Here is a 25375-nt window from a genome sequence, read left to right on the forward strand (position 1 = left end):
ATGGAATTGTGTGATTAACTACAAAAATAATTGCTATCCTCACAATCAAGCCAAGTAAAACCCCTATTTCTAAGCCTTAACCTATGCCATTTTCTCTCCCCAAGATTCCCCACCTAACTCTATGGATCGCCAATCTGCCCCCTCTAAGCCACCAATAAGTCAGGGATTTGTCCCTATTCTGCAGAACCAGCGTTTTTTAACGCTTTGGGTTGGACAAATTTTCTCTCAATTAGCTGACAAAGTTTATCTGGTCTTGATGATTTCCTTAATTGCTGGTCACTTTCAAGGAGACAATCAACCTATTAGTGGTTGGGTATCGGCGATTATGATTGCTTTTACTATTCCGGCGGTTTTGTTCGGTTCCTTGGCTGGGGTTTATGTAGATCGGTGGTCAAAAAAAGGGGTGTTAGTTATCTCTAATTTTGTACGAGGAGCATTAGTTTTTGTCATTTCTCCCCTAATCTGGTTATCCCAAGATCAAACCTTAGCGTTACCTGTTTCTTGGCTTCCTCTCTGGTTACGACAGTGGCAATTCCAAGTTCAAGATAACTTTTTTGTTCCTTTGGGATTTTTCTTCATACTAACGTTAACCTTTGTAGATTCAACTATTACTCAATTTTTTGCCCCAGCAGAACAAGTTACTATTCCCTTGATTGTTGAACGCCGTCATCTGCTTTCGGCTAATTCCCTCTTCACTACTACCATGATGGCTATGACTATTATCGGGTTTGCCATTGGAGATCCTTTATTAGAATTGGCTGCAACGTTAGCTAAGTTCGTGGGATTGTCTTGGGAATTCGGTAAATCTTTAGTTGTTGCCTTATCTTATCTGTTAGCGGGTTTTATTTTAATCTTTTTAAGGACAGGAGAAAAGCGAGAACACTACGAAAAAGAACGCCCCCATATATTTAACGATATTCGTGATGGTCTTCATTATCTTAATAATAATCATCGAGTTCGTAATGCTTTAATCCAACTGGTAATTCTCTTTTCTATTTTTGCCGCCTTGTCGGTATTGGCTGTCAGGATGGCTGAAACAATTCCGGGATTAAAAGCTGAACAATTCGGCTTTTTGTTAGCTTTTGGAGGCTTGGGAATGGCTTTTGGAGCGGGTATTTTGGGCAACTGGGGTCAACAGTTTCGTAAAAACCAATTAGGATTGTGGGGATCGTTGGGAATGGCAGTTTCCTTGGTGGGGTTATCCTTATCTATAGATAGTCTATGGTTAACCCTGTTGATGACCACATTTTTAGGGTTATTTGCAGCTTTTGTCGGAGTTCCGATGCAAACTATGATTCAATCGGAAACGCCTGTTGACATGAGGGGTAAGGTGTTTGGTTTACAAAATAATGCGGTTAATATTGCTTTGTCTTTACCTTTAGCTTTAGCTGGTATTGCAGAAACTTTAGTGGGTTTAAAACCTGTCTTACTTGCTTTAGCTGGATTAGCAGTCGCAGGAGTAATTCTCACAACGAATATAGGAAAAAATGGGACCTAGTAATAAAAAATTAATTGTTACTTCTTTCTAAGAATGTATTTAGACTATCTAATATTTCTACTCATTTCTCCTATCAATAAATTTAAATTTTTCTATTCTTAAAATTAATCAGCTATCATAATTTTGTTTTATTTTTTATATACTCTTTAACTTTTTATTAGTTATAAAGGTTTTAATTTATAACTAATAAAAAGCAATTTAATCACAAAATAAAGAGGTAAAGTAGAAAGTATTCAACGTTGTTACGATAGAAAATCATTTCACTTTTATCTGACTTATTTAGAAGACTTATGCTTAAAGTTGATCAGAAAATTAAATATTACAGTTGTCCGTCTCTCCTTTAAAGGTAGATGAATTGAATCCCCTTTGATATTTATTTTAAATTGTAAATCTCGATTATATTGACAAATTTGATAAAATTATCTATAAGTTTAGACAAATTAAATTAAGGCTCATTTGTACTATATTAACCATTTTACATCCCCCATAGTTTTTTATTTAATAAATATATCTTTTACTTTTAGAAAAAAGTAATTTTTTTGAAAGTTTATCCTTGAGGGATATAACGTAGTAAGTTAGAAATCAAACATAAAAATTGAAATAGAATATTTAAGACATTTTTTATTTTTTTAAAAAATATTTTGCGACTCTTTATTGTGTTTTATTTTTTACTTATTTTTACAGTAAATTCTGTATCAGTAACAATAAATTAACTTAAGTTAGATTTTCTTTTTCTAGATAACTAACTACTATGGGTTATGGTAGTTAGTTATTTATCTTTTTTTCTTTTATTTTTATTTTTTTTACTTCCCTTATGTGAGACTTTTTTAAAAAATCTAACTTCCCCTTAATTATGTTTAATAACATTAAAACTATCCGCTGCTATTTAAGCATAAAGAAGTATTTTTTCAATTACCTCTTTATAAGGCTTATACAAACTTATTGTCTATTCATTCATCATACTGAGTCGATAAGAGTCGCAATTATTTAATTTTTATAGAAAATCTTTAATAGTAGTAAAAAATCAAGTTAAGTATTTATTCTATCTGTCTTTAGGATAGATTCTACATTAGAAAGAATAGTGAAAGTAACATACTATTTGTTGTAATTTAATACAGTGGAATTTTAAATAAGAAGAAAACTGAGTTAATTTCTTATGAAAGAAGAACACAAAAAATTAATCTGGTAAAATTTTGGAAAAAACAAAGTTAACATCATTCCGGCAGAAATAATAAATTTGACAATAAATATTCTTAATTTAAGTTTTGAGACCAATAATTTATATTTGGGAAATGTAGACACTAAAGCAATTAAGTAAAATATAAAAATATATGGATGGAATTAATTCATAATTAATAAAAAAATATAAATTATTTAGTATATAATCCTGTCCTTTTTAGTCAAGTTTTGGAAAGTTAAATAATTGAGAGTTTTTAAAAAGTAAGTAAAAAAGTTATTCAAACATCTAAAACTAACTTTAGATAATTTTGATAAATCTTTGTATAATTAAAAATGTCTAATATAAGAGAAAATGCTTGTATGATTAAACATCTCCTCAAGAATGTAAGTTATTAAAACTCAGTCTACTCCTTCAATTTTGTCTTCAACCTCCTGATATAAATTTTGTAACCTTTCTAAGTTTTCTGCTGGAGTTTCCCAGTAACCTCGTCCATTTACTTCTAACAAGGTAGATACTATTTTACGAAAAGAATTAGGGTTTAAATTCATCAGACGTTTACACATTTTCTTGTCTCCAATGAAAATTGAATTCACATTTTCATAAACCCAATTGTCTACTGCATCAGCAGTTGCAGACCATCCCATTGTATTAACTAAACGCTTAGAAACTTCCCTGACTCCTTCATAACCATGAGATAACATTCCTTCGTACCATTTAGGGTTTAATAACTTAGTCCGTGTGTCTAAACGGATAGTTTCGGATAGGGTGCGAACTTGTGCATTAGCAGTGGTTGTATCTGCAATATATGAAGCAGGTTTTTTGCCATCTTCCCGTAAACTGGAGACAATTTTTGTTGGATCAGAATCAAAATAATGTGAAACATCCGTTAAACTTATTTCCGATGAATCTAAGTTCTGAAAAGTAACATCAGCAGTTTTTAACGCACATTCAAATATCTTACGGTTATCTTTCATTACTCCTGGGTTATCAGAGTCAAACGCAAAACCTTTCCGGTTTAGGTACATATTCTGCAACTCTTTTTCCTCTTCCCAACTGCTATTTTCTACCGCTAAGTTTATATTAGAAGAATAGGAACCAGAAGCATTAGAAAATATACGGGTTGCTGCTTGGCGGAGGTTAATTCCCAGTTTGTCTGCTTGCTCTAAAGCGTGTTTACGAACGTAGTTTGTTTCAATAGGTTCGTTTGCTTCTGCTGCTATTTTAACTGCTTGATCCAATAAATTCATTTGGTTAATAAATAAGTCACGAAAAACACCAGAACAGTTAACCACTACGTCAATACGAGGTCGTCCTAATTCTTCGAGGGTAATTAACTCCAATTTATTGACTCTTCCTAACGCATCTGGAACAGGTTTAACTCCTACCATCCACATGATTTGTGCGAGGGATTCACCGTAAGTTTTGATATTATCGGTTCCCCATAATACACAGGCGATAGTTTCGGGATAATTTCCTCCATTTTCATTTTTTTGACGTGCTAATAACTTATCTACAACTATTTTAGCGGATCTAATTGCTTCTAAGGTAGGAATCGATTGGGGATCCAACGCATGAATGTTTTTGCCTGTGGGCAAAACGTTTGGGTTACGAATAGGATCTCCCCCGGGGCCAGGTAAGACATATTCCCCTTCTAATGCTTTAAGTAATCCTTCTAATTCATTATTAGCACAAACCTTTTCTAAACAAAATGCTAGATATTCAAATAGAGATTTTAACGCTTCTTGATCGACATTTTTATATCCTAATTGATGTAAGGTTTCTACCCAAGGAACTTTTCTACTCATTTTAAAGAAACTTAGTTTAGAAACAAAGGAAATTCGTCCATCTGCATTTACTTGCGCTTGAACTAAAGAAGTAACTGCTTTACGGGTAGCAAGAATAATTTCTTGTAGCAATTCAACGTCTTCTAAAATACCGCGGTCACCGTTTTGATAAATTTCCTCAATATCCCGTCCTAAAGTGTTAGCAATAATGCGAGGTAAAGAGATAATTGCTTCTTCTTTACGATCCAAAGAAGCAATATTGACTAAAGTGGCAATCGCTTCTTCTGCGGTGGGAGGTTTGCCAATGATATGAAGTCCACATGGTAATAAACGGGACTCAATTTCTATCAATTTGCGATAGGTATAACCGACAATATTATCACGTTGTTCTGATGTCATGTCTTTAGCATCAGTATCAGGTAATTCAATATCTTGATCCAAATTTACTAAGCGACATTTATCCATGATGGTATTAACAATGGCAATTCCTCTACCACTATCTTTGAGGGTTTGATAAGAACTAATTAACTCACTTAATTCTTTTAACCCTCTGTATAACCCCGCATTTTCAGCAGGAGGAGTTAAATAAGATATGGTTTCTGCATAACTACGACGTTTAGCAATAGTTGCTTCACTAGGATTATTCGCCGCATAATAATACAGATTAGGAATCATACCAATGAGAGTATCTGGATAACATTCTCCTGACATTCCCATCTGTTTTCCTGGCATAAATTCCAACGATCCATGGGTTCCAAAATGCAATACTGCGTCCGCTTTCCAAACTTGGTTTAAATAAGTGTAATAAGCTGCAAATCCATGATGAGGACTAGCGGATCTTGAAAAGAGTAACCGCATAGGATCTCCCTCATAACCAAAAGTTGGTTGAACTCCAATAAAAACGTTACCAAACTGTTTTCCATAAATTAATAAATTCTGTCCGTCACTGTTTAAATGTCCAGGAGGAAGACCCCAGTTTTTCTCTAACCTAACTGAATAAGGAGTTAACTGTTCGTATTGTTCAACGGACATCCGATAGGCTATATTTAACTCCGGTGAGGTATATTCTGCTTGTGCATCGTGAAGCACTGCGTTCATCAATGCCTTAGGAGAGTCAGGTAAATCTTCTACCCCGTAACCATTGCCTTTCAATGCGGTCATTACTTCATAAATAGACCCAAAGACATTCAGATATGCGGCGGTACCTACGTTCCCCTTATCAGGTGGAAAACTAAACACAGTAATAGCTACCCTTTTCTCCAGTTTAGGTTTTTTCCGTAGATTAGCCCATTTTATCGCTCGTTGGGCAACTGCTTCGGTACGATCTTGCAGTGCAATTGCTCTTCCTGTATTTCCGTCCCGTCCTGAGAGAATAATAGGTTCGATCGCTCCGTCTAATTCAGGAATAGCTATTTGCAATGCTACTTGGACAGGATGTAATCCCAGATCACTTTCTTCCCATTCTTGGGTGGTTTGAAACACAAGGGGCAACGCACACATATAGGGACAGTTAAGGCGTTTTAATGATTCAATTGCTTTTGGATGGTCTTGACGGGCTGGACCTCCAACGAGGGCAAAACCTGTCAAAGAAACTACTGCGTCGACAATAGAAATTGTTTCTCCTCCTTTACTGTAATTTAAGAAATAAGCATCCACTGGTTTAGAAAAGTCTAACCCTCCTGCAAACACAGGAAGCACCCGCGCTCCCATAGCTTCTAATTCCTGCACTGTAGCTACATAATGAGCATCATCCCCAGTTACCAGATGAGTCCGTTGTAAAATCAATCCAATACAGGGGGCTGAAGGATCTTTTAGGCTATCAGAAATATCGATGCGACTATTGAACCATTTTAAATAAGAAGGGACGTCCTTAAACATTTCCATCGATAAAGGATGCCAAATTCCCATGTCAGGATAGACCACCGGATCCTGATAGTTAACAACCTTATCTTCGAGAAGACCTGGATAGGAATATTTATGGGCCAACATCACCAAAAAATTCTCTAAATTTTCTGGTGATCCCCCCAACCAATATTGGAAACTTAACATAAAATTGCGAGCATCTTGAGCTTTGTCAACTGGAAGATACTTCAAAATTTGAGGCAAAGTCCGCAATAGTTTTAACATAGCATCTTGGAACCCTGCGCCGGAATTTTCCTTTCGCTTCCGCATAAATTGGGCGATTGCATTCTTAGACTGTCCCAACTGGGCCATAGAAAAGCTGCCTAATTTGTTTAAGCGCATTACCCGGGGCATAGAGGGGAAGACCACTACGGCATCTAAATTATCCCGATGGGGTTCCACCGCGTCTACAACTTTATCCGCTAAGTCTTCAATAAAAATTAAAGAAGCAATAAATAAGTTGGTATCTGCCATTTCACGCTTAAATTCTTCATAGTTCTCAGGATTTCTCAGTTCTTCAATTAAATAACCACTAATTTCTATCGCTAATTTAGGGTTATTTTTATTGATTGCTTCAACAGCTGCCGAAAGGGAACTTTGATACTGTGGTTCTAAAACGACATAGACCACCTTCAACAAAGAACGACCATTAATTGCCTCTGGAACGATATGGCGAATGGTGGACTTTACACGAGTAAACATCTATTACAGTACTCCTTCATTTTATGATGGTCTAAACGCTGTAAACCCTTAATCAGAGTCAGCAAAAAATTTGACAGGACCCTATATGTGTTTTTACCAAAAAATAGCTATCAAATTAGCAATTTCTCGAGTATTTGACATAATTTGTAAAGAATTATTCCATGATCCTTTACAAAAATTGACATACTAACGATAATCGTTTCTCTTTTTCTTGTTCATCAAAATTAATTTCATATTTATTGACGAATTTATTATTTACTAAATATGCCCACATCAGATGCCATCATTGCTATGATGGTGATCGAAGAAATGGATCTAATGAGATTAAAGACTAATCATTAAAAATTACCTAACTTATTTCATACTTTAAATCAAGTTTTCATCAGTAAATGGTATTTACTCAGCTAAATACTGAGAGTTAAAAATCATGAGTTAGAGTAATAGTCAAAAAAAGACTACAATTAAATTTCAAGAAACAGTTAAACTTAACTTGTTTAAAATTTTAGAAGACTAAAATATAATCTCTTGACTTTAGTCGATTATGCTCAATTTATAGTCAGTTCTTGTCTCGAGTAAAAAAATGGCTGAAATATAAAAACTTTTAAGTATCTTTTATGAAGTTAATTTAGCCAATAAAATACTTAAAAATTGAGCAAATACTCAGACAGTATCTTTAATATTTATGTTTGTAAGTCTATAATTTATTTGGTCTAACTTTAAAATCATAGTTTTTTTTATTGGATTCGAGATAACTCTTAACACACAGGTGATCATTAATAGCCATGGCATTAAGGTTAAGAAGATTCACAAAGAATGATAAGATTTAATTTGGTATAAACTTCACTGCCTATTTACACGACTTAAAGGGAAAGCGACTTCATGATTCACGATATCTTCATGCCTGCACTCAGTTCCACCATGACCGAGGGAAAAATCGTCTCTTGGGTAAAGTCTCCAGGGGATAAAGTGGAAAAAGGAGAAACTGTTGTTGTAGTTGAATCAGATAAAGCGGATATGGATGTAGAATCTTTCTATGAGGGTTACCTAGCCACCATTTTGGTAGAAGCTGGCCAAGAGGCCCCTGTAGGAAAAGCAATCGCTCTCGTGGCAGAGACCAAAGCAGAAATTGCTCAAGCTCAGCAAAAAGCTCCTTCAAGCTCAGCAAAAACTTCTCGAGGAACTTCCCAAACTGTAGCCTCAGCCTCCACCCTTGAACCAACTACGACACCAACAACAGCTTTTTCGACAAATGTTCCCAAAACCAATGGAAGTCGTGGCACTGATGGCCGCATAATTGCTTCACCACGGGCGAAGAAACTGGCTAAACAATTAGGTGTTGATCTCAAAACCCTTCAGGGCAGTGGCCCCTATGGACGCATTGTTGCTGAAGATGTAGAGCGCACTACGGGGAAACCCCCAACTGTAACTATTACCCAGACTTTATCCCCTACATCTCAAGCAACTCCCACTCCAAATACGTCACCGACTCCTGTCCCTGCTACCTCAGGAGAAACCGTTCCCCTTACTGTCCTACAAAAAGCAGTAGTACAAAATATGGTGGCAACAGTGCAAGTTCCTACTTATCATGTGGATTATACGATAACTACCGATAGTTTAGATAAACTCTATAAAATAATTAAATCTAAAGGGGTGACTATGACAGCTTTATTAGCAAAAGCTGTGGCTGTTACCCTTCAAAAACATCCTTTAGTCAACGCTAGTTACAGCGACCAAGGAATTAACTATAATAGGTCAGTTAACGTTGCTTTAGCAGTAGCAATGCCTGATGGAGGACTGATTACTCCTGTTTTACAAAATGCAGATCAAGTCGATATTTATTCTCTATCTCGTACTTGGAAAGATTTAGTCGAACGCGCTAGAATGAAACGGTTGCAACCCCAAGAATATAAAAACGGAACTATTACCATATCAAATTTAGGAATGTTTGGAGTAGACCGTTTCGATGCAATTTTACCTCCAGGACAGGGAGCAATTTTAGCTATCGGTAAATCTCGTCCCCAAGTAGTAGCAACCTCAGAAGGATTGACTGGAGTAAAACGTCAGATGACAGTAAGTATCACTTGCGATCATCGAGTGATCTATGGGGCCCATGCAGCTGCGTTTTTGCAAGATTTAGCTCAGTTAATCGAAACCGATGTTCAATTCCTAACGATGTGATCTGCAATTAACGAACAGAAATTATACTCCCCGATTCAAGTTTCTCCACAAACCTGCCAAGCTAAACATATCAAAATATTAACAATAGCTATGGACCCACCACTGCACTCCTCAGAATATTGTTCAGTGAGAGTTAAAATTCCTTATGTTGTTTGTGTTTTGTTTTTTTAGGGACGGGTAATGATTAGGGTGTTGCAATACACGGAATTCACAAACGTTTATTATAAATCAGGCATAACTTCCACTTGCACCATGGATACATTATTTACTGGAATAGCACTGCCTCAACTGCTTCCAATGATATGCCTTTTATCAGAGCAAATTAACGTAAGGTAATCACAATTATCCATTTTTATGGATCACCCAACGAATAGTTTCATATTAGGCTGAAGGAAATTGACAGTATTTGAACAAGGAATTTTATGATTAAATACCATTCCATATTGAGCCAGAATATTTAAGTTTTAGTCTTAAAAGAGGTTTTGTATTGAATCAGTACTAAAAACAGATAAGTCTCTAATATTCCCAGGACAAATCACATCACATTCCGAAATAAAAGTCACAAATTGGAAGTACAGAAGACCAGTGGGCTAAAGGTAAGCCATAGAATGTCCCACGTAAGATGTTAATAATAACCGTGTTTTTTTATCATCTCGAATATGGAAAAAGCTCAGGATAATAAATTATAAATGGTATCACTGATACTAAATGCTGAAAGTTGCCGTCGTGGAAATAAGCCACTAAATAAAATACTCTAATTATCAAGTCCCCATAATGTTGATAACAGCCTGCTTCAGAGAAAGATCACATTTGCTTAAAGTTCTGAGCTTCCAGCCAGTATCTTGTTAAAGATTGGCAATTTCTTCAATTAGAGATAATTCTTGAGATTAAGGGAAAAATCTACTAAGTTCACTGCAGTAATGATAACATCGAGTGGAAATTATAGGTAATTAACTGCCCAAGCTAGACAGGAAAAAAACTCAGCTTTCTACACTGAAGATACAGGTTATAAGACTCACAATGAAAGACTTAAGATGGCGTTGTTTCATCGGTATTTTTTCTGGAAAATTATTAATACATATCAAAATTTTGTTTTTTAGTATTAAAACTAAAATTTAATTTCCTTACTTCTCAGAATATCTGGTTATTATTGAGCAATTTTGAGTCATTAAAATACATATGTGAATTATTTATATGTAAAACTTAAGATAATTCACCAATATGTAATTCCTAGACTTTGAGTCCTTATCTCTCATGCTCTCGGTGACCAATCTTTTTGTGTTGGATAACTCTGCCATTTCTGCCAAGCTGCTTTAAAGCCGATTGCAACTCGACGGGTTCCCTGTTGAACAAGACTGACTTGCCTTTGGGTCTTACTTAGAGTGAGATCGACTCTTTTGACTACGTCTGAAGCACTTTTAACTCCATTATTGAGCTCATCTGTTAACTCAGTAATTTCTAATCCTGTCAGACGAATAGATTCCAGGGTAGGGGGAAGTTCTCGATTGAGAGTATCACAAAGCTTTTCTACACTACGAGCCGCTCTTATTAACTCTATACAAGTAGGTATAGCGACCATTAAGACTGCTGTCAAACTGACAGTCACCAAAAGTAAAGAAAGTCCAAGCCATAAAAGGGGATCACTCACGTTTGTTTACCTGAAGAGGGTTTAGCAGAGGAGGATGCAGAATCCATAGTCATCTGTGACGAAGAGGTTTGAGAGTTCTCAAAATTACCTTTACTGGCTTCGAGTCCAGCCGCTATCGTGTCTTTGAGTCGTGTCAGAGTGTCATTCCAGTTTTGAAGTGCTGATTCTGATAGACGATCAGCTTGTAACTGCACTGTAGTTGATAGATCTTCAGCCATCTCTGGCAAAGCATCTGCTGATTTTTTGAGAATACGTCTTGTTTCCTTTCCCGAACGTGGGGCCATCAAAATGCCTGTTACTGTCCCCAGCACTCCACCGATGACCATTCCGGCAGCCAAAATACTACTCTTGTTATTGTTAGACATTGGTATCTGCGAAATTTTAGTAATTGTAATTTTATTCTAAAGTCAAACCTTAGGCTTTGATGAGCAATGTCATAATACTCCTAAGTAATGGTTAACATCGGGAGATTAAATCTTAATGGCGCGTTTAGCACTACTGAGCGTATCGGACAAAACTGGAATCATCGATCTGGCTCAACAATTGGTTAATGAATTTGACTTTGAGTTAATCAGTAGTGGAGGAACTGCAGATGTTCTACAACGGGCCCGACTGCCGGTTACTAAAGTGAGTGACTACACCGGATCACCAGAAATTTTAGGAGGACGAGTTAAAACCTTACATCCTCGGATTCATGGGGGTATTTTGGGACGACGGGATTTGTCCCAAGATGGCCGAGACATGGAGTCAAATCAAATCCATCCGATTGATTTAGTGGTAGTCAATCTCTATCCTTTTGAAAAAACCATTGTTCAGCCCCATTTTACAATGGCTGAAGCTATTGAGAAAATCGATATTGGCGGACCGACCTTGTTGAGGGCAGCATCCAAAAATTTTGTCCATGTCACGGTCTTATCTAATCCTCAATATTACGATAATTATCTACAGGAGTTAAATACAAACAACGGGGAAGTTTCTCTAGAGTTCCGTCAAAAAATGGCGATGGAGACCTTTGCTTTGACTCATAGTTATGATGGAGCAATCACTAATTATTTTATGACTCTTACTTCAAAAACAGAGTCTTCTTTACCAAGTCGTTTTACTCTCTCAGGTACTCAATTTCAATCTCTTCGCTATGGAGAAAATCCTCATCAAAATGCAGTTTGGTATCAAACTGGAACTAAACTATCAGGGTGGGCTAAAGCGAGTAAATTGCAGGGAAAAGAACTAAGCTACAATAACTTAGTAGATTTAGAAGCAGCACGACGTATTATTGCTGAATTTAACCCAAAAGAACCAGCTGTTGCTATTCTTAAACATACCAATCCTTGTGGTATGGCGATAGGGAAGACGTTGGCTAATGCTTATGAGAAGGCATTTAATGCGGATTCAATTTCGGCCTTTGGGGGCATTGTAGCGGTTAATCGACCTTTAGATAAGGAAACAGCAAGCCAATTAACAAAAACCTTTTTAGAATGTGTGGTTGCCCCGGGATGCGATGAGGAGGCTAAAGTGATTTTGGCTGCCAAATCTAAGATTCGTGTCTTATTGTTACCTGATTTAATGAATGGGCCGAAACAGACAGTTAAGGTAATCGCTGGGGGATTGTTAGTGCAAGCATCTGACGATCAGATAGATACTTCTGAGAGTTGGGAAATTGTTACAGAAAAGCAACTGACTCCCGAACAATTAGCGGAATTATTGTTTGCTTGGAAAGTGACAAAACACGTTAAATCGAATGCTATTGTCGTGACAAAAAATCGTACAACTTTAGGAATTGGTGCTGGACAAATGAATCGGGTTGGTGCCGTCAGAATTGCCTTGGAAGAAGCTGGAAATGAAGCGAAAGGGGGATTCCTTGCTAGTGATGGGTTCTTTCCTTTTGATGACTCGGTGCGCACAGCAGCAGCAGCGGGAATTGTAGCCATCATACAACCTGGGGGATCACTACGGGATAAAGATTCTATTGCGGCGGCTAATGAGTTAGGGTTAGTGATGGTCTTAACCGGAAGACGGCATTTTCTACATTAATTTCTGTAAAAAATCTTCTAGATTGCTTAATGAGGAAGGATAGACTTTTTCGGGAAATATTTAATGGAGGAACAAAAAAAGTTGATCTATTCAGTCGCTGAGTGATTCCGTCCGACTAGAAAAAATGGAATGGAACTACCGAGAAACTAACACTTCCTTCATATAGTCTCTCCACAAGGCCGCTGCTTGACTACTGCTGCCCCTGGTTGGGGAGTTGTCGTCATTACCTAACCATACCCCTGTTACCAAATTATGACTGGGAACATAGCCCACAAACCAAAGATCCACGCCTTTATTGGTAGTTCCTGTCTTCCCTGCTTCTCCGAGTCCAATACTAGCTGATCTTCCGGTTCCCCGTTGTACGACTCCTCGTAATAAATCAGTCATAGTCTGGGCTAATTGGTATGAGATCACCCTTTTTTTATTAGTCTGATCCTGATTGAGATCGTAAATGACTCGACACGTCTGCCAATTATTGACATCGGAACAGTCTCCCCCGTCAAGTATGCGCTGAATTGCATGAGGACGGTTCCAAACTCCTTGATTAGCAAAGGTAGCATAGGCTCCGGCCATTTCCAAAACAGTGACTTCACTTTGTCCTAAAATTAACCCTGGTGATCGTGTTAATGCGGATCCTACTCCCAACCTTTGCGCCATTTCAATCACTCGATTTAACCCTACATCTTGAGCGACTCTAAGAGCGATTGCATTTTCTGATTGTGCCATTCCTCGATACATATCTACATCTCGACCACTGCGTTCACAGGGTTTATATTGTTGTCCCATCCAGCGCAGTCTATCACAGGAATAAACTTTTCTGGGGGAAACTCCTTGTTCAATAGCCGCCGCATAACCGAACACCTTAAAAATTGATCCAGGTTGACGTTTAGCTTGAGTGACGCGGTTAAATTGACTTTGTTTATAGTCTACTCCTCCCACTAAGGCTAAGATTTCTCCAGTACTGGTATCTAAGGTTACAATTGCCCCTTGGGAGAACTTATATGTTGAACCAACAGTTTTAATATGATTTCGTAGCTCCTTTTCAGCTTTAGACTGTAGGTTAAGATCTAATCCTGTTTCTACAATAAAATTGCCTTCTTTTGCCAACTCATTCCCTAAGAGAGTTCTTAGTTCTTTAAAAACGTGACTATAAAGATATGGAGCAATCAAATTTGATAAAGTTTTTCTAGCTTTAGGACTAATTTTTATTCGTGATCGCCGCTCACGATCAGCTCGTTCAGGCTTGATCATCCCTAAGTCAGCCATACGAGTGATGACACGATTTCGGAGTTGAACAGAAGTATCATAGTCCTGAACAGGGTTATAGAGGTTTGGGGCGGGTAACATCGCCACCAGCGTAGCCGCTTCGGAGATTGTTAAATCTCTGGCTGATTTATCAAAATAGAATCTGGCTGCATCTTCAAACCCATAAAGGCTACCCCCTAGATACACTTTATTTAGATAAGTTTTTAAAATTTCATTTTTACTATAAACAGCTTCTAATTTTAAGGCAACAATCATTTCCCGTAATTTACGACTGGCTGTATCTTCCCATCCTACTTCAGTAAAGAGACTGCGAGCTAATTGTTGGGTCAAGGTACTTGCTCCTTGATAAACGCCTTGATTTTTTGAGTTGATGACTAACGCTCGAACAATCCCGTAGGGATCGACCCCAAAATGCCAATAGAAGCGAGTATCTTCTGAGGCAATGAGGGCTTTAGATAAATAAGGAGAAAAATCTTGTAAACGGTTAACTTCTTGGTGGGTACTTTTGGTAATGGGGTTTAGGGAAATTTTATCATCCCTTGCATAGACAACTACTGGACCACTAACTCCTGATGGGAGGGGAGTTACGTCATATTTACGGCTTTCCCAGATAATAACGAAACTGACAAGGGCAAATAGTCCAACAGTTCCGTAAAGGGTATAGGAAATCAGTCTACGCCAAACAGGAGGAGGACTGTGATAAGTCAATTTAGCGGTTTTAGCTAATTCTGGGGGGCCAAGGATAATTACATCTCCATGACGTAAGGAAAGATTTTTAATGCGTTGTCTGTTGTGGTAAATACCGTTGGTAGAATGTTCGTCTTCGAGGACAAAATATTGAGAATCGTTTTTGTCACGGCGTAGGGAACAGTGAACTTGACTAACAAAACTATTAGCAATAAGGATGTCACAGAATCTTGAACTCCGCCCCAAAATATAGCGATCACCAATTAATGAGTAGACTTGAGGTTTATTTCCCTCTTTATCTTGTATGTGCAATTCAGGAACTTTTTTCCCTTTTTTGAGAATTTCAGGACTTAGTTTTCCTTTCCCAAGTTTTTCTACTACTTGGGTAACCAGTTGACTCAAGGGGTGTTTAGGAAAAGAGGGCGGTTTTGAGAACATAGCTTACTGTGTTAAGGAATCGGTTAGCTAAATTTCTTAAAATTTTCTGTATTCTCGTTAAGAATGTGTTACTAATTTCTTTAACACCACGGCCTATTATTGTAACTGTTAAGTAGATGGATATCACTAAAGTCAAATCTGTTTTACTGAGTACTCGGTATCTTACACTTTCTAAATCGCCCCTTATAAAAGGAAATTTTTTTGATATTCTCTTCCTTAAAAAAAGAAAATTTATCAGACTTTGTCTTACTTTTAAACGTTAAATGGATATTTTTAAAATACGTATTTTATTTGTAATTTTTAAGTAAAATTCGAAAGAAGTAACTATTATTTATAATAACATTATTTAGAATAATAGCATTAAAATAGACAAAAAATCTTTATTAAATTAAATTAAATTTAATAAAATAGCTAACATAATTAGTAGCATAATAATTATGTTAGCTATTTTGTGAGCCATCAAATTACTCTGGAATAAGAAAAGAGCTAAACTTTTAGATAAAAATACAAGACAATAGAAATTTTAAGAAATTGTATGTTTAGTTGAATTTCTGAAAAATATTTTTGGAAAAAATTTTCTAGATAAATGGTTCAAGAACAAAAATAATTATGGACTTCTCCTAGAGGCGAGAACTAAAATTAACTGATAGAAAAAATCCGTATTTTTTAAAAAAAAGAGCTAGAAATAAAACTTAAAAAAGTGATAACGAGGATTAATCTATAAAATTACAGATAAAGAGACAGGTACAACCAAAAAATATGGTAAAGACAAAGCAATAGATACAGTAACTGTTTTTGATAATTACTGAATGACTGGGTGTATACAAATGATTTAGTCAATGCCAAACTGAAATAATGAAATTTTTTTAAAAATATTTAAAGATAAATATGATTAAACTAACGTTGTTAAACAAAGTTTTTATCTGAAAAATATAAAATACGTCAAATAAAGTAAGTTAAATCTAAACTATTAGAACTACATAAAGCTAGAAAAATAAGATATTTTATGTTTTTAATAGTTATTTATGACTATTTATTTAGTGGTGTTAATTTAACTATTATTTTTAATTTAAAAACCTTGATTGTGTCTTGCCATACAAATAATTAACTATTGCCAACTTTTAAAAAATTTGCTCTTCAATAGGTATCTTAAAGTAGTTTAAGATAATTACAGTTAAATTTTATTTTTCCCTTTTAATTCTTGAATTATTGGTTCGTATTTAACATAATTTTCCCTATATTTTAAGATAAGAAACCGTGATTATACGTATAAATATAAACAGCTTTTATCATGAGACTTTGTTGACTTTTACAATCACTAAAATAATTTTTTTTTACTTAAAATAAAGAGAGAACTGGCAAGAACATTGGGTAAGTCTCGAAAGACGCAATTATATAGATAATAGCTTTTCTCTCACTCCATAAGTCTCCCAATAATCTCCCGATATGGGTACAAAGTTTTTTAGCCCCCACTAAGAACTTCCCCGACCCAGTTATATCTCTGACTATTACTATACTGCGAAAGTTAACATTGTTCACCGCAATTATAACAGTCACTCCAATCTATATCTAAATTGATGGTACTGAAGAGATTTTCCAGATCTACAAGAGCTATTTGTCTTCGTCGCTTTACTACAATAACTCCATAGTATTTAAGTCTTTTAATAATTTAAGATTGCAATGTTATTGACTTTAATTGTTTTGAGAGATTTAGTAATCAAAGAATTATATAGACTTTATCAAATGCTAATTTAATAAAATTAATCCTGATTTACATAATTGGAAAGCGTGTCAATCATGCAAATGGGTGAAGAAGCGATAATAGTAATAGAGATAGGATTGGCACCAGATTCAGGATTTTTAGTTGCTCGAATTATTCTAGCTGATCCTTTCGGAGAAACTTCCTATGAAGAGAATTTTTGTCTTGGAATTGCTGGTAACTACCTTGTTCATCGGTTCGTTCTCATTATTTACCTCTCCAGTCAAGGCTCAAATTATAGAACTGGGTGATGATGTTCGCATCGATTTTTCTAATGAACGCCGTCGCCGTCGTGGAACTAAAATAAGAATGTATCCTGAAAATGGTCGCCTCAATGTAGGATTAGAAGAAGAAAGAAGACCTCAAACGAGAATCAGGGTACTTGATCTCAATAGTTCTCCTTCTATTGATGTTCGTGAGGAGAAGCCAGCTTCTGAAGAAAAAGTTAGGTTCTTTCTTCCTTTCTAATAGATAGGCACGAAAAGTATCTAGTTTTAGTAGCAAAATATACAGTTAAGGTTTTTTTGTATTTATCATTAACTAACCTGATTTACTTAAGAGGCCACGCAAGTTGTATAAAGTATGTACTTGGTAAACTCGGAAAAACTGTAGACCCTTTATTTTAGACTAAATGATGGGCGAGATATAAACTATTTAAATTCATTGGGACACAAAACAAGTTTTGTTTTGTAGAGGTTTTGTCCGTTGCAACGACACGTCCACGCATGTAGATATCTACATGCGTGGACGTGTCGTTGGTGAGCAGTTGCTTGATTAACGGTAAATCCAGTTAACAATTCTCTAAACCTTGTCTAACTAAAATAACTTTTTACTAAGTTTAATTGTATTTTTTCAAAAATTTTGGTACGGTCTGGTAGGGCACGATAACTGTCAGTTTCTATAATTGTGATGAACGTTTTCTTGAAGATAGTCTCCTTAAAAAGGAGGTACAAACTCCTCGAAACAAGAGAAAATAATCACGCCTAGCAAACGTTTATAACATTTTTTTTAACAGCTTTTTTGTAATTGCCTTTTACTTCCGTGAAATTGTTAATATAATTGATTCCAAACTACAGCAAAGGTAAAAAACTTACTGTATAATTGAGAATTATAGAGCTGTTTACAAGATTACTTTATTAATTCTTTTTGTCAAAACTGAAAGAGACTTATTAACTAAACCTAAGTTATTAATTCTATTTAATAAGCTACTTCAGCTAATTCCGTAATTTATCCTCGCTTATCTAAGGTTTAAAATAACTGTTTAGGTAAGTAATTAGTGAACTTTTTTATTCACCAATTCTAACAAGTATTTTCTCTGCTCCAACCCCTGAAAAACTTTGATTTTGTTCATAAACATAGCTAATTAAATCTAGTTTGAATGTAACGTCAAGAATCTTGAAAAGCTTCCATTAATTCATAATCAAAAGGACCTGCTGCTAAATTATAAATTTACTCTCCTAAAAAATCAATAATAAAACTTACCAACCGAGCTTATAAATTAGAATATAAATTTATGGTAACTAAGAATATGAATTAATTTTTATGGCTTGTTGATCTTCTCGACGATATTTAAGACAAGTAGTCTAACTTAATTAGATCTAATTAAACGTGGATTTTCTTAAAGTTCAAAAATGAGGGCTCCAGTATTTATTAGACAAGCTCTCAATAAACCTACCATGAACTTATCATTAATTTTGTTGGCGGACTTATCCTAAGATAACCAATTGTCAATATTGACAATTGTTCGGTTGAAGTGTTTCCAAACTTTCGAAGAGAGGAGTACTTAAGTAACGTTCCCCAAAACTAGGTTGAATCATAACAAGTAGTTTGCCTGTATTTTCGGGACGTTGAGCAACTTTAATAGCAGCAGCTAAAGCTGCCCCCGTAGAAATTCCTGACAATAGCCCTTCTTCTCTAGCTAAACGACGACTATAAATAATAGCTTCATCATCAGTCACCGTTACTACCTCGTTAATTAGCTCTACTTTGAGAACTTTAGGAATAAAACCTGCCCCTATCCCTTGAATTTTGTGACCGCCAGGGCTTCCTCCTGATAAGACAGGACTATTAGCCGGTTCAACGGCGATTGCCTGAAAAGTTGGTTTACGTTGTTTAAGTACTTCAGCTACTCCAGTGATAGTTCCTCCAGTACCCACTCCGGCAATGAGGATGTCTACCCGGCCATTTGTGTCTTCCCAAATTTCTTGAGCAGTGGTTTGGCGATGAATTTCAGGATTAGCAGGGTTGTTAAATTGTTGCAGCATGTAGGCATTGGGCAAAGTCCTCACCAGCTCATCAGCACGTCGAATACAGCCACTCATCCCTTCAGTTCCGGGGGTTAACTCTAATTGCGCACCATAGGCTTTTAACATCGCCCGTCGCTCTTGACTCATGGTTTCTGGCATAGTCAAAATTAGTTTATATCCTTTGGCAGCTGCGGCCATAGCTAATGCAATCCCCGTATTACCGGAAGTAGGTTCAACTAAAAGAGTTTTACCAGCAACAATTAGTCCTTCCCGTTCTGCGGCATTAATCATATTTACCCCAATACGGTCTTTTACTGAAGCCGATGGGTTCATTCCCTCTAATTTCACAACAATCTGAGCCACACATCTCTCTGCTTGAGGAATATGGTTTAATTGCACTAGCGGGGTCCGGCCAATTAACTCTGTAATGTTGTGGGCAATTCTCATCTTTTTTTAATTGATGTTTACTTACTTTATAATCCTTTCGTTGTAATATTTCTACTGCTTATTCGATAATATTTTTTAGAATTTCTTTACACTAAAGCTTACCCCTCTATTGAGGTTGTGGCAATTTTTCAATTAACCCTTCAAACAATCCTCGCCCGTCTGTGGATCCCAAAAGTGGGTCTGAGGCACGTTCTGGATGGGGCATCATGCCCAAAATATTTCCTTTTCGATTGCTAATTCCGGCAATATTATTAAGGGAGCCATTAGGGTTTTTAGCCTCATTAAGCTCCCCCTTAGCTGTGCAATAACGAAATAAAATCTGTCCGTTGTCTTCTAAACTTTTAAGAGTATTTTGCTTTGCATAATAACGGCCTTCTCCATGGGCGATAGGTAGAGTAATAATCTGTTTTGATGCATACATTCGTGTCCAGGGTAGACGATTATTTTCAACTCTTACGGGGACTCGATCACAGATGAAATGTAAGTCTCGATTACGAATTAATGTTCCAGGTAATAACCCAATTTCCGTTAGTATCTGGAATCCATTACAGATTCCTAACACCCATTTTCCTTGGTTAGCGTGAACTATCAGTTGTTGCATCACCGACGAAAAACGAGCGATCGCCCCACAGCGTAGATAGTCTCCATAACTAAATCCTCCTGGGATTACCACTACATCCAAATCAGAAATATCTGTTTCTTGATGCCATACCATACGGGTTGGTTGGTTTAATAATCCTCGAGTAACCGTTGCTACATCACGATCACAGTTAGACCCTGGGAAAACTACAATACCAAATTTCATGGATACTTACCTCATTGAGGATTGAATCACGTTGACAGATGTTACCTCAAAACAATAATTTTCAATGACTGGGTTAGCTAATAATTGATCACACATTTGCTCAAGTTGTTCTTTGGCATGGATTTCGCCATTGGCTGTTAAAGTAAGTTCAATATATTTACCAATTCTCACTTTTTCAACCCCTTGATAGCCTAACTGTTTTAATCCAGATTCAACTGCGGTACCCGCAGGATCTAATACTGATGGTCTAAGGGTTACGTAAATACGACACTGATATTGTTGAGACATAGGATGTTAATTATTGCTAAGATAATCATGAAAGTTAAATACATTAGTTCTCAAGCGCGAATCCTCCGCTTACTCAAGTCTTTAAAATCGTGCTATTTTAACTCCAGCTTAGGGTTCATATTTAAAACTCAACAATCGAGATTAAACCTTTAGACCGGCCACAGTTTATTGTGCTTTAAAGACTTTAAAATTTAAAGAAACGATGTAAATGTAAACCTTAGTCGGTAGAGAGTCTGTTTATAGTTTAATCCCCCAGAGTCAATACTATCTTAACCTGTGTCAAGTGCGGTCAATCTGTTTTCATTAAACAAGTGTCCTGTACATGACTAAAAAGAATGATTGAAGCATTACCATCGTTTTTGAGTTCACTATCATACCATAGAATTTTTTAGACTATATTTAAAAATATCAACTTGATTGAGCAAAAAAAATCTTGATTTTAACACACTTAATTTTTAGCTAATCAATTTGACTTTTGACTGGTTTAAAGATTTAACCATTGAGCTAATGTCCCAGGTAAAGGAAGCAAAATCATTATCAGCAATGCTAATGAAAATAACCCTAAGACATCTCGTCTGTCATCTAATTCTGTTACATCATTTAAGGCAGTCTGCTCAGAAGTCGGCATAAAAAAGAGTAAAATTGCCCATAGTAAAAACTCCTGTCTAATAATTCCTAAAGCTAAGACAAACAATCGAGTAAATTGACCAATAATAATTGCTGTTCTTTGCCCAAACATTCCATGAACAATATGTCCCCCATCGAGTTGTCCCACAGGCATTAAATTTAAAGCAGTAATAATTAATCCCACATAACCTGCAATGGCTAACGGATGAAGATGAATTGCTTTTTCAGCAATAAAACTACTCCCAAAAATCAATTTAGCCAAAATAGCAAATAGAAGAGAAACTCTAGGATCAAATGCTTGTAGACTTAATAGGTTAGACTCCTCAACTTGAGGCACGACTTCTGATAAAGATAGTCCCCATAATAAAATAGGAATAGTGACAATAAATCCGCCTAAAGGTCCTGCTATACCGACATCAAATAATGCTTTACGATGAGGGATAGGAGATTTTATCTGTATGAATGCCCCGAAGGTTCCCAAGAAAAAAGGTATAGGAATAAAGTAAGGTAGGGTCGTAACAACTTTATAGCGAATAGCAGTTAGATAATGACTAAGTTCATGAATCCCTAAAATTATAATTATTCCTAAACTATAGGGTAATCCATTTAATAGTAATTTTAGATTATCTTGCCATTGTTCCACTGAAATGCCAGCTATTTCAGTCCCAACAATTGTTGTAGTTAACAACGTCAGTAATAGTAACCCTAAAGCAAATAAAGGACGGGTAGTAGCTTGTTCGGGTTCTTTATGTTGAGACTTAGCCCAGGGATTAGCTACTAAGGCAAAAAAGGGCTGTCCTTGTAAGCTTTCCTGAAAAAGAATTAAGAAGCGATCACCAAACACCCGCTCAATATTAGTTTTAATTGACTGATAAGCTTTTTCTGGGGCTGTCCGTAACTTTCCCCGACAAAGAATAGCTTGGGGACGATAATCTAAATTCTGCAAGTAATACACTCCCCAAGGGAAACAATCTCTCAATGACTGTTCCTCAGTAGCGGTAATCGGACGAATGAAAACAGGATTTTCTAGCGTCTTTATCTTTTTTTCAAGGTTAGGCGATAAAGAAGAATTCTGACTATCTTGGTTTTCTGTAAGAATACGTCCGATAGAAATCAACCACCCATAGGTAATAAAACAAATAAATAGGGGTAAGATAATCCACACAAAGGGAATAGGTTCTTCTTCTCCCATTACCACATACCATACTGTCCAAGCTATGGGAGGAGTCATAACAACTAACCACAATAGCCAAGCAGGGGTACGAGTGACTGACGTTACCGTGCGCTTAATGAGAATATAAGTAATTATACTTAAAATAAGTAACAGTAAAAGTAACCACATAGTTATCTATTGAAAAATGTGTCAAGAAATCGTCTCCATCGTTCATGATTGAGACGATTCACTATTATTAAGGAATAATGGAATCACAAGGCCACAGTCAATTTTGAGATTCCCTGTAATAAATTAACAAGGATTCTACTTTTCACCCATTATGTTTCAAAAGACAGCTAGGCTCTCTAAACTCCCTCGTCAACTATTAGAAGGGTTGTTCGCTTTCCCTTCCAATAAAGATACTTTAGGCGGGGCAGCTTATTTTATTTTAGAAAAAACTGGCAATATCTTGGTGGATTGTCCCGAGTGGAATCAACAAGTTGAAGACTTTCTTCAACAACACGGGGGGGTGCGTTGTTTATTTATCACTCATCGTGGTGGGATGAGTAGATCGGTAAAATCCCTACAAAAAACTCTAAAGTGCTTAGTTGTAATCCAAGAACAAGAAGCTTATCTACTTCCAGAGGTAAACGTGACTTCTTTCGAAGAAGAAATCTTTCTTAGTCCAGGTATTAAGGGAGTTTGGACTCCTGGCCATTCTCCAGGTTCTTCTTGTCTTTATTGGAGTTTCTATGGAGGAATTCTTTTCACTGGAAGGCATCTTTTGTGTGATTCCTCAGGGACTTTAACACCTTTACAGTTAGCGAAAACGTTCCATTGGTTACGTCAGCTAAAGAGTGTTCAGATGTTGCGCGATTACTTCAACTCTGGCTCCCTCACTTATATTTGCCCAGGAGCTAATATAGAATTTCTGCTGGAAAAAGGATTGATTGATAGAGCTTATGAGCAATTATATACTTTAAATTTGGATAATCTTCGCAAAAATTCCGTCATACAATGATTTTATTTATTTTTCACTAGTTCTCGTTTTTTTATAACTATGTCCTATTTTGTAGGCTAGTTAACAAATCTTAATATATTGCGATTATACTCTCTTAAATCTTAGAAGAGTATCATCTGAGGCAGGATTATTTAGATTTTTTGGTAACAAAACCAAGTATGTTGATGAATTTAGTGTGTAAGCCTTTCAACAGGAAAAAGAAAGATTTCATTCTCGAATCTAATGATATAAAAAGCTTAGTAAATGCTGACAGCAATGGGTTTGTTTCTAACAATCTACTTTACCTTAAACCTTGATTCAGTTCTACAACAGAAGCAAATACACAACGTTGTCGCAGCGACGGCAGCATGGATATGTTTTGCCAAATGGCCCGTAAGCTTAACAAACAAGTTGATCTAGTTTTCTAAACATTCTTTATAAAACGCTAAATAGCTGGGTTAGGTAGAGATAAGTTATGGATTGTCTTATCTTGTAATTTAAGCTTCTTTAAATAAACATAAAATCTATATAGTGTGACAATTATCATCACTTTCAGTGGAATTCAAGAAACTCTATCAAATTTATTAAGGATCAAAAAATTTAATGTTAAACTTTAACATGTTAGGGTACGCGATCGTCCTCGCTTGAGGTATTTTAGATGTTTTAGCAGCTATAGGAGCTGGTATTTATAATTATTTGATTTTTTTATTTTAAAATTCTTAGTATATTTTTTTTTCTTGGCATTAATTATATTATTTGATAATTTACTTACTATCAAGGTTTTTTTAAAAAAGTAAATGCATTTTTAAAAAAATAATTAATAAGATATCTTTCTAGGTGAGTACTATTTTCGATGTAGAGCTAATTAAGGTTATATAAATATTTTTTGATTTCAATTACTTTTTTCTTATTAGAACTTGTTTCTTGAAAAAAATATTTATATATGTATACTTTAAGTACTTAAAATAATCATTAGAATTTCCAAATCTCCGGTTTCAAGTCTGTTGAACTTAACCTAACTAATTACCATGACATTAGCTATTTGTTTACTGGATTTACAAAAAAGATCTTATTCCCTTATCATTATAAATGATATAATTACAAATTAATTCCTTTAATTGATTTTAATCTCAATCAACTCTAATTATCTGTAGAAAATTTAAAATTTATTTATTCTGAAATGCGTTCTATGTAACTTTCTTTCTGAGAAATAAATAATAAAAAACAATATTTTTTAGCGATAAATATTGTTCGTTAAGTAATGATGATTAAATCAATAAGTTTTTTATCTAGTTTTTTTATTGCTCTTAATAAAGTTCGCTATTAAGATTGGAATATTAATATTCAATAATTATACAATAAAATTTTATTGATTTGTTATTTTCCTTATTGAGTTTCTTAAATACTACTAATATTATTAGTCTTTAATTTGGTTAGTAACTTTTTCTTTCTGGGAAAAATTATTACTTCTTCTTTGGGGCTAGCTTTAAGTATGTTTTTAATACACCAACAACCTACATTACCATTAACAGTCCCCTATTGAAGCAACAGCTAGCAAATAATCAACTATTAAGGAATAAACCCTACTTCAGTCATAACCTTAAGACATCAATTTTTCGCTGTTAAGCTATTAAATAGAAGTTAGCCCTAATTTAGGGTGTGTTCAACCTACCTCAGAAACAGCCCATAAAAGAATACTACTATACAAAAAATGAGCGCTAATCTAAAAATTAATA

At 35.6% G+C, this 25375-nt stretch carries 13 protein-coding genes; 5 read left to right on the top strand and 8 right to left on the bottom strand.

Going from position 1 to position 25375, the window contains the following annotated elements; translation table 11 throughout:
* Positions 1-121 precede the first annotated feature (121 nt).
* Positions 122-1498, top strand: coding sequence for an MFS transporter (locus tag P3F56_RS02215; RefSeq protein ID WP_281153184.1), 1377 nt, complete (start codon positions 122-124; stop codon positions 1496-1498).
* Positions 1499-3076: 1578 nt separating this feature from the next.
* Here P3F56_RS02215 and P3F56_RS02220 read toward each other — a convergent pair.
* Positions 3077-7066, bottom strand: a complete 3990-nt coding sequence (locus P3F56_RS02220; protein WP_281153185.1) for a magnesium chelatase subunit H — start codon at positions 7064-7066, stop codon at positions 3077-3079.
* Positions 7067-7945: 879 nt separating this feature from the next.
* On the opposite strand from P3F56_RS02220, the gene P3F56_RS02225 reads away from it, so the two are divergent.
* Positions 7946-9244: a dihydrolipoamide acetyltransferase family protein gene (locus tag P3F56_RS02225; RefSeq protein ID WP_281153186.1), complete on the top strand. Its 1299-nt coding sequence runs from the start codon at positions 7946-7948 to the stop codon at positions 9242-9244.
* 1252 nt (positions 9245-10496) lie between these two features.
* Here P3F56_RS02225 and P3F56_RS02230 read toward each other — a convergent pair.
* Both P3F56_RS02230 and P3F56_RS02235 read right to left on the bottom strand, forming a co-directional pair.
* Complete coding sequence (locus tag P3F56_RS02230) at positions 10497-10892, bottom strand: DUF948 domain-containing protein (RefSeq protein WP_281153187.1); 396 nt, start codon at positions 10890-10892, stop codon at positions 10497-10499.
* Positions 10889-11257 carry a YtxH domain-containing protein gene (locus P3F56_RS02235; protein WP_281153188.1) on the bottom strand — a complete coding sequence of 123 codons (369 nt, stop codon included), beginning with the start codon at positions 11255-11257 and terminating at the stop codon, positions 10889-10891. Before P3F56_RS02235 ends, P3F56_RS02230 begins: the two co-directional genes overlap by 4 nt.
* Positions 11258-11372: 115 nt before the next feature.
* On the opposite strand from P3F56_RS02235, the gene purH reads away from it, so the two are divergent.
* A complete protein-coding gene (gene purH / locus P3F56_RS02240; RefSeq protein WP_281153189.1) occupies positions 11373-12923 on the top strand; it encodes a bifunctional phosphoribosylaminoimidazolecarboxamide formyltransferase/IMP cyclohydrolase in 1551 nt (516 codons plus the stop codon).
* A gap of 135 nt (positions 12924-13058) precedes the next feature.
* Here purH and P3F56_RS02245 read toward each other — a convergent pair whose 3' ends face one another.
* On the bottom strand, positions 13059-15314 hold the full coding sequence (locus P3F56_RS02245) for a PBP1A family penicillin-binding protein (RefSeq protein ID WP_281153190.1): 2256 nt from the start codon (positions 15312-15314) through the stop codon (positions 13059-13061).
* Between the two features lie 1906 nt (positions 15315-17220).
* On the opposite strand from P3F56_RS02245, the gene P3F56_RS02250 reads away from it, so the two are divergent.
* Positions 17221-17541 carry a hypothetical protein gene (locus P3F56_RS02250; protein ID WP_281153191.1) on the top strand — a complete coding sequence of 107 codons (321 nt, stop codon included), beginning with the start codon at positions 17221-17223 and terminating at the stop codon, positions 17539-17541.
* A 1259-nt stretch (positions 17542-18800) separates the two neighbouring features.
* Here the strand turns inward: P3F56_RS02250 and cysK are convergent.
* The 4 genes from cysK to P3F56_RS02270 form a co-directional block, all read right to left on the bottom strand.
* Complete coding sequence (cysK, locus tag P3F56_RS02255) at positions 18801-19766, bottom strand: cysteine synthase A (RefSeq protein ID WP_281153192.1); 966 nt, start codon at positions 19764-19766, stop codon at positions 18801-18803.
* A 106-nt stretch (positions 19767-19872) separates the two neighbouring features.
* The gene (gene purQ, locus P3F56_RS02260) at positions 19873-20571 is read right to left on the bottom strand and encodes a phosphoribosylformylglycinamidine synthase subunit PurQ (protein WP_281153193.1); all 699 of its coding nucleotides are present in this window, start codon (positions 20569-20571) and stop codon (positions 19873-19875) included.
* A gap of 6 nt (positions 20572-20577) precedes the next feature.
* A complete protein-coding gene (purS, locus tag P3F56_RS02265) occupies positions 20578-20859 on the bottom strand; it encodes a phosphoribosylformylglycinamidine synthase subunit PurS (RefSeq protein ID WP_281153194.1) in 282 nt (93 codons plus the stop codon).
* Between the two features lie 484 nt (positions 20860-21343).
* Positions 21344-22828 (bottom strand): site-2 protease family protein, encoded by a 1485-nt coding sequence (locus P3F56_RS02270; RefSeq protein ID WP_281153195.1) that lies wholly within the window; start codon positions 22826-22828, stop codon positions 21344-21346.
* 151 nt (positions 22829-22979) lie between these two features.
* Here P3F56_RS02270 and P3F56_RS02275 point away from each other — a divergent pair, with 151 nt between their 5' ends.
* Positions 22980-23660, top strand: coding sequence for an MBL fold metallo-hydrolase (locus P3F56_RS02275; RefSeq protein WP_281153196.1), 681 nt, complete (start codon positions 22980-22982; stop codon positions 23658-23660).
* The last annotated feature ends 1715 nt before the right edge of the window (positions 23661-25375 follow it).

The sequence above is a fragment of the cyanobacterium endosymbiont of Epithemia clementina EcSB genome, assembly GCF_029919255.1.
Lineage (GTDB): Bacteria > Cyanobacteriota > Cyanobacteriia > Cyanobacteriales > Microcystaceae > Rippkaea.

What these genes read in the sequence shown, in the direction of transcription:
- P3F56_RS02215 (WP_281153184.1), top strand. Translation starts at nt 122, where the DNA reads ATGGATCGCCAATCTGCCCCCTCTAAGCCACCAATAAGTCAGGGATTT.
- P3F56_RS02220 (WP_281153185.1), bottom strand. Translation starts at nt 7,066, where the DNA reads ATGTTTACTCGTGTAAAGTCCACCATTCGCCATATCGTTCCAGAGGCA.
- P3F56_RS02225 (WP_281153186.1), top strand. Translation starts at nt 7,946, where the DNA reads ATGATTCACGATATCTTCATGCCTGCACTCAGTTCCACCATGACCGAG.
- P3F56_RS02235 (WP_281153188.1), bottom strand. Translation starts at nt 11,257, where the DNA reads ATGTCTAACAATAACAAGAGTAGTATTTTGGCTGCCGGAATGGTCATC.
- purH (WP_281153189.1), top strand. Translation starts at nt 11,373, where the DNA reads ATGGCGCGTTTAGCACTACTGAGCGTATCGGACAAAACTGGAATCATC.
- P3F56_RS02245 (WP_281153190.1), bottom strand. Translation starts at nt 15,314, where the DNA reads ATGTTCTCAAAACCGCCCTCTTTTCCTAAACACCCCTTGAGTCAACTG.
- P3F56_RS02250 (WP_281153191.1), top strand. Translation starts at nt 17,221, where the DNA reads ATGAAGAGAATTTTTGTCTTGGAATTGCTGGTAACTACCTTGTTCATC.
- cysK (WP_281153192.1), bottom strand. Translation starts at nt 19,766, where the DNA reads ATGAGAATTGCCCACAACATTACAGAGTTAATTGGCCGGACCCCGCTA.
- purQ (WP_281153193.1), bottom strand. Translation starts at nt 20,571, where the DNA reads ATGAAATTTGGTATTGTAGTTTTCCCAGGGTCTAACTGTGATCGTGAT.
- purS (WP_281153194.1), bottom strand. Translation starts at nt 20,859, where the DNA reads ATGTCTCAACAATATCAGTGTCGTATTTACGTAACCCTTAGACCATCA.
- P3F56_RS02270 (WP_281153195.1), bottom strand. Translation starts at nt 22,828, where the DNA reads ATGTGGTTACTTTTACTGTTACTTATTTTAAGTATAATTACTTATATT.
- P3F56_RS02275 (WP_281153196.1), top strand. Translation starts at nt 22,980, where the DNA reads ATGTTTCAAAAGACAGCTAGGCTCTCTAAACTCCCTCGTCAACTATTA.